Annotated in this window: 9 protein-coding genes; 7 read left to right on the top strand and 2 right to left on the bottom strand. The window is 47.1% G+C overall.

Annotated features, from left to right (window positions below; all coding sequences use genetic code 11):
• Window positions 1–74: 74 nt before the first annotated feature.
• A complete protein-coding gene (locus MKX30_RS24280) occupies window positions 75–2,510 on the bottom strand; it encodes a GH36-type glycosyl hydrolase domain-containing protein (protein WP_023988538.1) in 2,436 nt (811 codons plus the stop codon).
• Between the two features lie 224 nt (window positions 2,511–2,734).
• Here MKX30_RS24280 and MKX30_RS24275 point away from each other — a divergent pair, with 224 nt between their 5' ends.
• Window positions 2,735–3,469: a thioesterase II family protein gene (locus MKX30_RS24275; protein WP_023988539.1), complete on the top strand. Its 735-nt coding sequence runs from the start codon at window positions 2,735–2,737 to the stop codon at window positions 3,467–3,469.
• Between the two features lie 19 nt (window positions 3,470–3,488).
• Entirely contained in the window at window positions 3,489–4,343 is an 855-nt protein-coding gene (locus tag MKX30_RS24270) for a sugar phosphate isomerase/epimerase family protein (protein WP_068939447.1), read from the top strand.
• Between the two features lie 92 nt (window positions 4,344–4,435).
• Here MKX30_RS24270 and MKX30_RS24265 read toward each other — a convergent pair whose 3' ends face one another.
• A complete protein-coding gene (locus tag MKX30_RS24265) occupies window positions 4,436–4,804 on the bottom strand; it encodes a DUF423 domain-containing protein (RefSeq protein WP_013310289.1) in 369 nt (122 codons plus the stop codon).
• A 316-nt stretch (window positions 4,805–5,120) separates the two neighbouring features.
• Between MKX30_RS24265 and MKX30_RS24260 the strand changes: the two genes are divergently transcribed.
• From MKX30_RS24260 to MKX30_RS24240, 5 genes are all read left to right on the top strand, one after another.
• On the top strand, window positions 5,121–8,069 hold the full coding sequence (locus tag MKX30_RS24260) for a glycoside hydrolase family 48 protein (RefSeq protein WP_341063795.1): 2,949 nt from the start codon (window positions 5,121–5,123) through the stop codon (window positions 8,067–8,069).
• Window positions 8,070–8,203: 134 nt separating this feature from the next.
• On the top strand, window positions 8,204–8,707 hold the full coding sequence (locus tag MKX30_RS24255) for a ferritin (protein WP_013310291.1): 504 nt from the start codon (window positions 8,204–8,206) through the stop codon (window positions 8,705–8,707).
• 289 nt (window positions 8,708–8,996) lie between these two features.
• A complete protein-coding gene (locus MKX30_RS24250; protein ID WP_023988541.1) occupies window positions 8,997–9,545 on the top strand; it encodes a GNAT family N-acetyltransferase in 549 nt (182 codons plus the stop codon).
• Between the two features lie 57 nt (window positions 9,546–9,602).
• Window positions 9,603–10,721 carry an LLM class flavin-dependent oxidoreductase gene (locus MKX30_RS24245; protein ID WP_341063677.1) on the top strand — a complete coding sequence of 373 codons (1,119 nt, stop codon included), beginning with the start codon at window positions 9,603–9,605 and terminating at the stop codon, window positions 10,719–10,721.
• Window positions 10,722–10,937: 216 nt separating this feature from the next.
• On the top strand, window positions 10,938–12,965 hold the full coding sequence (locus MKX30_RS24240; RefSeq protein WP_341063676.1) for a S9 family peptidase: 2,028 nt from the start codon (window positions 10,938–10,940) through the stop codon (window positions 12,963–12,965).
• Window positions 12,966–13,072 lie beyond the last annotated feature (107 nt).

Here is a 13,072-nt window from a genome sequence, read left to right as displayed (position 1 = left end):
TCTTTAGCCATTCTCGTATTATAAGATACTATGTGATGAAGTTGAAGCTAATTTTTTTGAAGGCCATGAACTTGTTAGCCTAGCAACACTTTTACTTGATGGATAGCCCCGTCCCCTGCAACCGGCAGAATATTATTCGTAAGGACGGTGCCATCTAAGGTAACTGTGACTACACCCTTGGAGACATGCTGTGGATTCGTGATATGAATCACGTAGGTATCACCGCGGAAGACACGGGTGACTGTGAATTCGTCCCAGGCTGTAGGAATGCACGGATCAATACGCAGACCATCCCATTCGGGCTGAATACCGAGAATGGATTGAGTAATAGCTATAAAGTTCCATGCCGCTGTACCCGTCAGCCAGGAATTTTTGGCTTCGCCTGCACGAACAGCATCCTTGCCCGCAATCATTTGAGCGTACACATACGGCTCGGTGCGGTGAATGTCGCTAATGTCCTCTAGATAGGCGGGGGCAATTTTGCTATATAGCTCGAAAGCGCGATCCCCACGTCCTATTACGGCTTCCGCCATCATAATCCAAGGGTTATTGTGACAGAAAATACCGGCATTTTCCTTATACCCGGGAGGGTAAGATGAGATTTCGCCCAGATTGATGTAGTAGCGAGAATACGGTGGATTTTGCAGCACAATGCCGTAGGGAGTTTCTAACCGATCACGTGTAGAATCGAGAGCTTTTTGAGCTAGACCTTCTTCAACGCCAATTCCTGCCATGACACAGAAACCTTGAGGTTCAATGAAAATTTGGCCTTCCTCACAATCCTTGCTTCCTATTTTGTCTCCATAATGGTCATAAGCACGTAAGAACCATTCTCCGTCAAAACCATGCTCCAATGTGGCTGTTCGCATACGATCCACATATGCCTGAGCGGTTGCTGCTTCTTCATCCAGTCCTCTGCGCTTGCAAAGCTCAATAAAATCCGGTCCCGTATATACAAATAGTCCGGCGATGAACACGGATTCGGCTATTCGACCCTCCAGATTCTGAGTTGTCTGATAGGACTCATCTGGTGTAGCAGAAAAACAGTTGAGATTCAGACAGTCGTTCCAGTCAGCCCGGCCAATGAGTGGAAGACCATGCGGGCCCAGATTACCCACAACGTGGTAAAAAGAACGCTTCAAATGTTCAAACAGCGTAGCCGTACGCTCTACATTTCCGTCAAAGGGCACTTGTTCATCCAGTATGCCAAAGTCTCCCGTTTCTTTGATGTACGCTGCGGTACCGACAATAAGCCACAACGGATCGTCGTTAAAGCCACCGCCAACCTCGTGATTTCCTTTTTTGGTTAACGGTTGGTACTGATGATAAGCTCCGCCGTTTTCAAATTGAGTAGAGGCGATGTCGATAATCCGTTCTCTTGCCCGCTCCGGTATTTGGTGGACGAAGCCGAGCAAGTCCTGATTCGAATCCCGGAAGCCCATTCCACGCCCGATACCAGATTCAAAATACGAGGCGGAACGCGACATATTGAACGTAACCATACACTGATAAGGGTTCCATATGTTTACCATTCGGTTCAGCTTGTCGTCGTGGCTTTGAAGGGTATACTTGGACAGCAGATTATTCCAATAGGTCCGCAGCTCACTCAACGCTCGTTCTACATCAGCTTCATCCGCAAACTGCTTAATCATGGCATGTGCTTGTTTTTTATTAATAACACCGGGCGACTCCCATTTTTCTTCCTCGGGATTTTCCACATAACCGAGTATAAAGTTACAGCTTGTTTCTTCGCCTGGCTCCAGCGTTACCTCAATGCAATGTGATCCGACAGGGGACCATCCGCTGGCAATAGAGTTCGAGGCTTGCCCAACGGCGACCGATTGAGGCTGATCTAATCCGTTGTAGAGCCCCAGAAAAGCTTCACGGTCTGTATCATAACCCGCTAACGGACGATTAGCAGAGAAAAAAGCATAGTGATTGCGACGTTCACGGTATTCCGTTTTGTGATAAATGACAGAGTCTTGTATTTCAACCTCGCCGGTGTTCAAGTTGCGCTGATAATTGGTCATATCGTCATAGGCGTTCCACAGACAAAATTCCACGAATGAAAAGAGTTTGATCTTTTTGGTTTGTAACGATGTGTTCTGAAGCTTTACCTGATGGACCTCGCCGTCAAAGGAAAGGGGCACAAAAGCCAGCTGGGTGGCCCGAATACCGCTGCGTTCTCCCATAATTGAGGTATAGCCAAGTCCATGGCGGCATTCATACTGCTCCAGCTCCCGTTTGACTGGCATCCAACCTGGAGTCCAATAATCCCCATCATCATAAATATAAAAATAACGACCACCGTTATCGACAGGAATATTGTTGTACCGGTAACGTGTTAAGCGACGTAAGCGAGCATCCCGGTAAAATGCATAGCCGCCACTTGTATTGGAGATCAGTCCAAAAAATCGTTCATTACCTAAATAATTAATCCAGGGATAAGGGGTTTGAGGGGTGTGGATGACATATTCTTGATTGACATCATCGAAAAAACCGTACTTCATGGCGCAGAACTCCTTTCGATTTGAAAAAATAAAAGACCCAACACATGATTATATTCAAACATAGAGCCGTTCTTTCTTTAGAAAGACACTTCCTGCCTTATATAAAATGTGCTTGATTTTCTCAACCTTTCTTCTGGAATTTGCAAAATATTTAAAATGGGTAAATATACCTTTTTATGCTAAAATGAAAAAGTTAGAACTTAGCAAGGCAGGAGGTTGCAAGAATGGCACCTATCACATTATTTTTCATCCCGTATGCAGGCGGATCGGCGTCGGTCAGCTTCAAATGGAAAAAGTTGCTGCTTCCGCAGATTAAGCTTGTTCCACTGGAATTAGCGGGCAGAGGTATTCGTTCTGGGGAACCGCTAAAGGAAAGCATTGAGGAGATGAGCGAGGATCTGTTGCACAAGATCAGCGAAGAGATAGCCCCTGGCGATCCTTATGCCATATACGGCCACAGTATGGGGACGATGATCTCATTCGAGCTGTACTACAAGCTGGTGGACGGTGGATATGGCAAGCCTGCTCATCTGTTCGTTTCGGGTGGACGGGCACCGCATGTCCCAAGAAATTCCCCGTGGTTACACGATCTGCCCGCAGATCAGTTCAGGACGCATTTGCAGCGGTACGGTCAGCTTTCGGAAGCGATTTTTGACAATCGGGAATTATACGACTATTTTATGCCGGTGTTAAGAGCGGATTTCAAAGCTGTCGAGTTGTATAGGTACATGGCTAAAGCCGCACCTTTACATTGTCCTATCACCGCTTTGACGGGAATGACCGATAACACGGTGACCTTACAAGATGCGGAGGCATGGGCACACCATACGGAACAGCAATTTCGTATGTTTACCTTTGAGGGAGGACACTTTTTTATTCATGATGAAGTGGAACGGATTACGCACATCATCAATGAGACCTTGGAGCAGAGTACGGTAACAAGTAGCATACAACAATAAAAATAAGAGGTGATTTTTAGTGACAGTAGGTGTATTGGCACATTTGTTTGGCAAGTTGCCTTATCGTGAATTGGCTGCAAAGGTAGGCGCAGCGGGCTTTACTCATGTTCAGCTGGCTCCGTGGAGAGCGATCAGTGATGTGGATTTTAATAAACCGGGTAAGTTCAATCCGGGATTGGCACTGTCTATCGCAGAAGAATTTCGTAAGCATGGTGTATCCATATCGGTGCTCGGGTGCTATTTACATTTTTTTATACAGGATGAGGAATTGCTGCGTGAAAATGTAGAGCGCTTCAAAGAGCTGATCCGATATGCGGGTCTGTTAGGAGCACCAATGGTTGCAGCCGAAGTCGGACGTAATGAGGATGGTACCGCCTATACGGAACGTGACTGGAGAGTTGTAAGGGAAGTAGTGCGTGAATTAGCAGATGAAGCGGAGAAGTGGGGCGTATTCGTAGGATTGGAAGCTGCAAACGATCACTTGGTCGGAACTGCCGTAGAGTTGGCTGCCTTTCTGGAGGAAGTACCTTCTTCACACATCGGTGTTGTGATTGATCCTGGTAATCTGCTGAAAACGGAAAATCTGGCGCAGCAGGATGAGATCATCCGCGAAGCTTTCCAACTGCTGGGCCCTCGGATTATCGCAGCACATGCCAAAGACCGGCGGTTGTCATCGTCAGGTGAAATTGAGACGGTACCGCCAGGTTTTGGTGACATGAACTATGCCCTCTACATGGAACTGCTGGAGCAGTACAAGCCGGGGGTTCATATTATTATGGAAGCTGCTCAGGAGCATGAGATGGCAGAATCCAGACGTTATATCGAAGGTCATCGGATAGCCGCTCAGAAGGCGCAACAAGTGCAGACGAAATAATGTATTCTTTCATATACTCAGGAATGCTACGTCAATAATTCGAGAGACTTGGAAGCGCCTCCTTTTCCAAGTCTCTGTTCCTTTATCCTTGTTTAACCTTGCACAACCGCCACGATCACAATGACCCAGCTTGCCAAAAAAGCCAACCCGCCAATGGGGGTGATTGCCCCAAGCTTTTTCACACCAGATATACTAAGGGCATACAGACTGCCGGAGAACAGGAGAATACCCACCAGCATAACCCAGCCTGCGGTAACGATGAGAGAAGAATGGACAAGGCTGTCAGCAAGAACTCCAAGCAGCAGCAAACCCAGTCCGTGAGCGATTTGATATTGAATTCCTGTCTGGAATATGCTCATCATGTCTACGGAAAGTCTCTTTTTCAATGCGTGTGCGCCGAACGCTCCCAGAGCTACGGCTAAAAACATCACGATACAACCAAGCAATAGCAAAATTTTCATGTTTTAACGCCTCCCTGTGAAATAGTACCGATTCCAATCGATTTCGTCAATTTTCCTTGTGAATCTCTAAACTTATAGAATTTTTCGACTCTCATTTGGCGCCTAGTGTGGTATATTTTTTCCAGGGCCAATGCGAAGCATTTGGAGCAATAGACAGCGTGTCCTCCACCTTTTTTATGGGAAAGTGAGGTGATGATGCTGTCTTTTTGTGCTGTCGTTTTTCGGAATAAAATCTTGTGTAAAGCCAAAATTGATAATGGAGAGGATGAATGCAAAAGTGATCAGCAGAAAATCAGTGTTCAGGAAATCTGTCTCTATGGTCATGTCAGCCATTTTGGTACTTCCGTTAACCTTGGGCTTATTTCAGGCAGGACCCGACCGTGCATCAGCCGCAACACCGGAATCGACACGCTTTTTACAATTGTATAAACAGCTGAAGGATCCGGCTAGCGGATACTTTTCAAAAGAAGGCATCCCTTATCATTCCGTTGAAACGCTTATGAGCGAGGCTCCAGATTACGGACACTTAACGACTTCGGAAGCGTACAGCTACTGGATGTGGCTGGAAGTGCTGTATGGTCATTATACCGGGGATTGGGGGCATTTGGAATCCGCATGGGACAACATGGAGAAATATATCATTCCTGTTAATGAAGGCGACGGTAAGGAAGAGCAGCCGACAATGAGTAACTACAACCCGAACAGCCCCGCCACCTATGCCGCAGAATACTCACAGCCGGATCAATACCCAAGCCGTCTGAGTGGACAGTATGGTGGTGGCAAGGATCCACTGGACTCTGAGCTGAAGGCAACCTATGGCAACAACCAGACTTATCTGATGCACTGGTTGTTGGACGTGGATAATTGGTACGGCTTCGGAAATCTTCTGAATCCGTCGCATACAGCAGCCTATGTAAACACCTTCCAGCGCGGGGAACAGGAATCGGTCTGGGAGGCTGTACCACACCCATCGCAAGACAATCAAAAGTTTGGCAAGCCTAATGAAGGCTTTATGAGCTTGTTTACCAAGGAAAATAATGCCCCTGCACAGCAATGGCGTTACACGAATGCCACCGATGCAGATGCACGGGCAGTTCAAGCAATGTACTGGGCTAAGGAATTAGGATATGACAACTCCGTATATTTGGATAAAGCCAAAAAGATGGGAGACTTTTTGCGTTACGGCATGTACGATAAATACTTCCAGAAAACCGGAAGCGCTTCCAATGGAAGTCCAATTGCTGGTACGGGCAAGGATGCCAGTCTTTATCTGATGGCATGGTATACAGCCTGGGGCGGCGGACTTGGCCAAAGCGGCAACTGGGCTTGGCGTATTGGTGCCAGCCATGCACATCAGGGCTACCAAAATGTCGTCGCAGCGTATGCGTTGTCCGATCAAGATGGTGGATTAATACCGAATTCACCAACGGCGGGACAGGACTGGGCGACCTCGCTGAAGCGCCAACTGGAGTTTTATACTTGGCTGCAATCCGATGAGGGGGCCATTGCAGGCGGAGCGACGAATAGCTGGGATGGTGCCTACAAGGCTTATCCATCTGGCACAAGTACCTTTTATGGCATGGCTTATACAGGGGCTCCTGTATATAACGATCCACCGTCGAACAACTGGTTCGGGATGCAGGCTTGGCCTGTCGAGCGGGTTGCCGAGCTGTACTACATTTTAGCCAAGAAAGGGGATACTTCGTCCGAGCAGTTTAAAATGGCTAAACAAGTGACGGAAAACTGGATAGCGTGGTCCAAGAGCTATGTATTTGCCAACGAACGGCCTGTGACTGATGCACAGGGATACTATTTGGACGCTCAAGGCAAGCGTATTCTGAGTGGCAAGAATCCGAAAGTGGCTACTACAGTGGCTAAAGGTGAGTTCTGGCTACCGAGCAATCTGGAATGGAGCGGAAAGCCTGAAACCTGGAGCGGATTTGCCAATCATAAAGGGAATACCAATCTCCATGTGGTAACAAAGAATCCGGGGCAGGATGCCGGAGTGCTGGGCAGCTATGTTAAAGCACTTACTTTCTTTGCTGCTGGAACGAAAGCTGAAAAAGGAGACTATTCCGAGTTAGGCAAGGAAGCTAAGGATCTGTCTAAAGCTTTGCTTGATGCTGCATGGGGTTATAACGATGGTATAGGCATTACAACGAAGGAAGCGCGCGAGGATTATTATCGTTATTTTACCAAAGAAGTGTATATCCCGAGCGGCTGGAGTGGTAAGACTGGGCAAGGCAACACGATCCCTGGCACCGACGCTACACCGTCTGATCCGTCTAAAGGTGGTAATGGTACGTATTCCAGCTACAGCGATATCCGCCCTAATATCACCAAAGATCCGCAATGGTCCTATCTTAAAGATAAATACACGACTTCTTGGAACAAGCAGACCAAAAAATGGGATAAAGGCGCTCCAGAATTTACGTATCACCGTTTCTGGTCCCAAGTTGATATGGCAACGGCTTATGCCGAGTATGACCGTCTCATTAACGGTAGTGGACCAACCGAGCCTACAGCTCCCAAAGCTCCGGCAAATGTGAAGGCAAACGCGGGGGATGCTCAGGTTACACTGACCTGGAGCAAAGCGACGGGTGCCGATAGCTATACAGTCAAGCGCTCGACAACCAGTGGTGGCCCTTATACCACAGTAGCAACGGTAACAGACAGCACTTACAAGGATACAGGAGTGGTGAATGAAACCACTTATTATTATGTGGCAAGTGCAACAAATTCTTTAGGAACCAGCCCGGATTCTGCCGAGGTCAGTGCCAAGCCTACGGCAGCACCCATTCCAGCAACGGGAGATGTGATTGCCCAATACCGCGTGGGCGACACCAACCCGGGAGATAACCAGATTCGGCCACTGTTCCGTGTTGTAAACAAGGGTAAAGAGGCAGTTGATCTGAAAAATGTCAAGCTGCGATACTACTACACCGTAGATGGCGACAAGTCACAGGAATTCCATTGTGACTATGCACAGTTGGGCAGTAGTAACGTTCAGGGACGTTTTGTGAAACTGGATAAGGCCGTTACAGGCGCAGATTATTATCTGGAAATCTCCTTTGGAGCTGGTGCGGGAAGTCTGGCAGCAGGGGAAAACACAGGGGACATTCAGATTCGCATGAACAAGACGGACTGGAGCAACTATAACGAAAGTGATGATTTTTCCTATGATCCAACCAAGACATCTTATACGGATTGGGGCAAAGCACCATTGTATATAAATGACAAACGTGTCTGGGGTCTGGAGCCTTGATTGTAAACTAATTGTAGAGATTACGGGCGGAATGTGAGATCATTTAATTCACTTCCGTCCGTTTTTTTGTGATCGGATTCGTGGTACACTATGATCGTTACATTATTACATACATGACCGAGGTGACCTGAGACATGAATGACAATTTGGCACAGGCTCTGAATGAGCAAATGAACTTTGAATTTTACTCCGCTCACGTATATCTGGCGATGGCTGCTTATTGCTCCAGTGAAAGTCTGGATGGGTTTGCAAACTTCTTCCTGGTACAAGCTGAGGAGGAACGGTTTCATGCCATGAAACTGTATAAATACATTAATGACCGTAGAGGACGCGCCACATTGGCTGCATTGCCGGAGCCAAAAAACAGCTACGATTCCATGCTGGACGTATTTGAGCATGGCTACAAGCATGAGCAGCAAAACACGCAAAAATTTTATCATCTGGCTGACTTGGCCCTCGATGGACGCGAGCATGCAACGATCCATTTCCTGAAATGGTTTATTGATGAGCAAGTCGAAGAGGAAGCTCTGTTCGACAGTGTTATCCAGAAGCTTAAGCGCATTGAAAGAGACAGCAACGCCTTTTATATGCTGGACAGCGAGTTTGCCAAACGCAGCTTTACTGCCCCTGCGGAGTAATACAGCATACATGGTGTGTTTTGAATGCCGGAGATATGGCCAGCATTTTATTCGTCTAGAAAGTAAAAAAGCCCGATTTTCGGGCTTTTTTGCGTTGACTTTAATTAACGAATTCCCATCTTTCTAGGGGCTATTGTTATTTTAAATGGAGTTATAGAAAAAATTAATTTGTCGCTGGATGTTGAGCATGCTACAGTTATGTTAATTTTTATATCTGATTAAGTAGATAGGATTAATTATTTTGGTGATTCACGAGCATTATAATAATACTATAGGAAGGCGGGTTAGTATGAGTGAAATCTATCGTCTGGCACTCCAAGAGGATGCAGAAAGATTGCAGTATGTGACGTATGAGGCGTATGAAACAATTCGGCAGTTGGAGCTTCGATGGCCTGCCGCTCAGGCAGATGTTGCTCTCATTCAAGAAAACATTAAAAATAATGATTGCTATGTGCTGGAAGTAGACGGTGTCATTCAGGCTACCGTTAGCCATCTCAAAAATAGAGCCCTTAATTTTATAACCGATCTACCGTTTGTGATGTGGTTTGCTGTAGACCCGGCTGCCCAGGGCAAAGGATATGGGAAAAAACTGCTGAATTGGGTAGAGCAAACGATTATTCGTGACAAGGTCGGTGCTCCTGCTGTGACACTGGCGACTGCGGAAAAGCATCCCTATTTGCTATCCATGTATGAGCGTTGGGGGTATGAACGTATCCATGCTTTTGACCATGGAACAGGGGACGGGACGATGCATTTACTGCGTAAAGTGGTGAATCCTGAATTATTCTCCACCTACATTCGTGAAAAAAATGAAGCCGAGACAGCTAACCGAAATTAGACGCGATCATAGGGAACGGAAGAAGCCGATTCGTTCGCAGAAAGGGGGCAGGAGCGAATGAAGTTTGTATTGTTCAGCCTAATGGCTAATCTGCCTAATGCGATTACCGGAGAAGCCTGGAGTTCGCAGCAAAAATTCCAAAATGTAATTAAGCAGGCTGTGCTCGCAGAGGAGCTTGGTTTTGATGCGTATGGTGTGGGGGAACGGCATGGTACGCCTTTTTTGTCGTCTTCACCTCCACTCGTTCTGACCGCTATAGCAGCGAGAACTGAACGGATTCGTCTGCTGACGATGGTAACGGTGCTTAGTATTCTTGACCCGGTACGCGTAGCTGAGGATTATGCGACATTGGATCATTTATCGGGCGGAAGATTAGAACTGATTATCGGAAAAGGCAATGATCCACGCCATTATCCGTTGTTTGGAATTACGGAGGAAGAGCAGTGGGAATCGTTAGCAGAACGCTATCGTCTGCTCAAACGGCTATGGAGCGAGGAAGAGGTTACGTGGAAGGGCAACTATCGGCCCCCGCTGTATCAGGTCACGACACAGCCACGCCCATATCAACAGCAAATTCCGATATGGCATGGAAGTGCCTCCAGTACATTATCGACGGAGCTGGCTGCACAATATGGAGAGCCGTTATTTTCCTCAAATTCTTTCCATCCTCAGGCCAAGTATAAAGGCTTAATTGATCATTACCGTGAACGGCTCGCTTATTACGGTCATGATCCTGCTCAAGCCGTAATTGGTGCCGGAGCCGGGAGCTTGTATCTGGCGGATACAGACGAGGAAGCGATCAGACGCTATCGCCCGTATTATGATGCTTACCACTCGACGACGGCGGCTCAACATAATCAATCCCCGTTTACAAATTTGGAGGACAATATCCGCAACGGTCCAGTTCTGATTGGTTCTGCGGACAGCGTTCTTGAAAAAATACGGAACTATTATACTGCGTTCGGCCATCAGGTACTCAGCATAAGCGTGGATGGGCTGGGAGAGCAGGAGCAGCTTGAACAGCTGCATCGGTTTGCCGAGGATATCATTCCTGTGCTGCGGCGAGAGATTCCCAGCACTATTTGGCAGCAGGTGCCGAACCTACACAAAGAAAATGGATCACTGGCTGCTATTCCTAATGGGGCTCCCTCCATTTCTCCTATTTTCCAATTGTGATTGATGAATAACGTTACCCTCTCTCATGAAAGCAACCGAAGTAGCGGTGTTTTCGGGTCGATAGCGACTGAGAGAGGGTCTTTTTAGTTTTAGACAAATTGACAGAGATAAATAAAAAGAGTAACGTAATTGTATATTCATTTAAATCACATAAAATTAATCGGATTAATTAAAATTTAAAGATGTGGAATCTAATGATATAAAGGAGGAATTTTTTTGAGCGACTCACAATCTAGTACGACCAAGCGCTGTATAACAGCCGAGGATTTATATCGACTTCACTGGGTTAGCGATCCAGCTATTCATCCTATTAGTGGTGAAATCGCTTACGTAGAACAGTATATTAATAAAGAGTGGACAGATTATAACTCAGGAATTTGGCTATTATCGTCCGAAGGCGCTAGCGCATTACCCTTTACATACGGACCGAAAGATGAAACGCCTGTCTGGTCACCAGATGGATCACAACTAGCTTTTCTCCGTACAACAGACGGCAAGCGCCAGGTGTGGATTATTCCAGAACGCGGAGGGGAGGCACGACAGCTTACACACGTAGAGAACAATGTTCGTTCATTAGCCTGGTCTCCTGATGGGACTTGCATATCGTTTGTAGCTAAAACGGCCGAGAACCCGTCAAGCCCTACATCCGATGGAGGAACTCAGGAGGCACAACTTAAGGGACGAGTCGTTAATCGAACGAAAGCTAAATCCGACGGATATGGACTGTGGGATGATACTCGTGATCACTTGTATGTAACTGATGTGACTTCGGGGCACACAGTTCAACTGACTTCCGGCGCTTATGATGTGGCGGAGCCTGTGTGGTCACCGGATGGTCAACGTATTTTATTCGTCGCCAGAATAGCAGAGCATTCGAAAGAGGATACGGATTTACGTAAGCAGAATGATTTGTTTACGATAGCTCCTGCAACTTCAAATGGTGATGCAGCAGCACCGCTTAAGCTGACCCATTCTGAACTGCACATCGAGAGTGCTGCTTATTCTCCTGACGGTTCAACGATTGCCTTTTACGGTCATGATCGACATGCCAAAGGCGCTACTCAGACCCGACTGTACACGGTTCCTTCCAGGGGGGGGACGGCAGTATGCGTTAGTGAGACGCTTGACGCTCACCTCGGTAATGCGGGTATGAGCGACATGCGTTCACATCTTCATATAGGACCACCACGCTTCAGTGCCGACGGTCAATCCCTGTATACGCTGGTAACCCTTGAAGGAAATGTACACGTATATCAGTTTACGCTTGATGGAACTTTTAAAATTTTAACGCAAGGAGAACGGGAAATTTACCAATTCGAGCTTACTTCGGATGAGCGGCATATCATTGCGGCTTCCACCGATGTTTCTTTACCAGGCGATTTGTTCCGGGTTGCGATCCATTCAGGAACTGAGGAACGGCTGACACGAGTGAATGACTCTCTGTTTGATGAGATTGAGATCAGTGTGCCTGAGAGCTTCTGGACTGAGGTTGAGGATGGACGACGGGTGCAGGGATGGGTGATGAAGCCTGCTGGGTTTAAGGAGGGGGTATCCTATCCTGCTATTTTGGAGATTCACGGTGGTCCTCATGCCATGTATTCCAATTCTTTTTTTCATGAATTTCAGTTGCTGGCCGCTCAGGGGTATACAGTCATCTACACGAATCCGGGAGGAAGCCGAGGGTATGGACAGTCTTTCACCAATGTCGTCCTTGGAGATTACGGCGGACGCGATTACACCGATCTGCTGAGCGCAGTGGACGAGGCTATACGTCAATTTCCATTCATTCATCCGGAAAGGCTGGGTGTAACAGGAGGCAGCTATGGTGGCTTTATGACAAACTGGATTGTCGGCCATACCGATCGTTTCCGCGCAGCTGTGACCCAGCGCTCCATATCTAACTGGCTGTCCATGTATGGAGTGAGTGACATAGGGTACTCGTTTACTGAAGATGAAGTCGGCGGGAATCCGTGGGACGATTGCGAGCTCTTATGGAAGCAATCTCCGCTGGCTTATGTGCAGCAAATCAATACACCGCTGCTCATATTGCACGGGGAGCAGGATCTGCGATGTCCTATAGAGCAGGGAGAGCAGCTGTTTACAGCATTACGTCGCTTGGGGAAACCTACACAATTTGTCCGTTTCCCAGCTTCAAGTCACGAGCTTTCACGAAAAGGGCACCCGCAGCTTCGCGTGGAACGATTGCAACGTATTACCAATTGGTTTGCCCAACACGAATTATAAGTAAATCGATTTCTTGTATTAATGTAAAAATGTCAGGTCCTAACCATAGGACTTGGCATTTTTAGTATGCCTTGCTACAATTCTCTCAACCTCATACAAAAGGAGAT

The sequence above is a fragment of the Paenibacillus sp. FSL P2-0173 genome (assembly GCF_038008045.1).
Classification (GTDB): domain Bacteria; phylum Bacillota; class Bacilli; order Paenibacillales; family Paenibacillaceae; genus Paenibacillus; species Paenibacillus polymyxa_B.
This window is presented reverse-complemented; position numbering and strand designations above follow the sequence as displayed.

Excerpts from the sequence above, each read along its gene's own strand:
- MKX30_RS24280 (WP_023988538.1), bottom strand. The coding sequence starts at position 2,510 with ATGAAGTACGGTTTTTTCGATGATGTCAATCAAGAATATGTCATCCAC.
- MKX30_RS24275 (WP_023988539.1), top strand. The coding sequence starts at position 2,735 with ATGGCACCTATCACATTATTTTTCATCCCGTATGCAGGCGGATCGGCG.
- MKX30_RS24265 (WP_013310289.1), bottom strand. The coding sequence starts at position 4,804 with ATGAAAATTTTGCTATTGCTTGGTTGTATCGTGATGTTTTTAGCCGTA.
- MKX30_RS24260 (WP_341063795.1), top strand. The coding sequence starts at position 5,121 with ATGGTCATGTCAGCCATTTTGGTACTTCCGTTAACCTTGGGCTTATTT.
- MKX30_RS24255 (WP_013310291.1), top strand. The coding sequence starts at position 8,204 with ATGAATGACAATTTGGCACAGGCTCTGAATGAGCAAATGAACTTTGAA.
- MKX30_RS24250 (WP_023988541.1), top strand. The coding sequence starts at position 8,997 with ATGAGTGAAATCTATCGTCTGGCACTCCAAGAGGATGCAGAAAGATTG.
- MKX30_RS24245 (WP_341063677.1), top strand. The coding sequence starts at position 9,603 with ATGAAGTTTGTATTGTTCAGCCTAATGGCTAATCTGCCTAATGCGATT.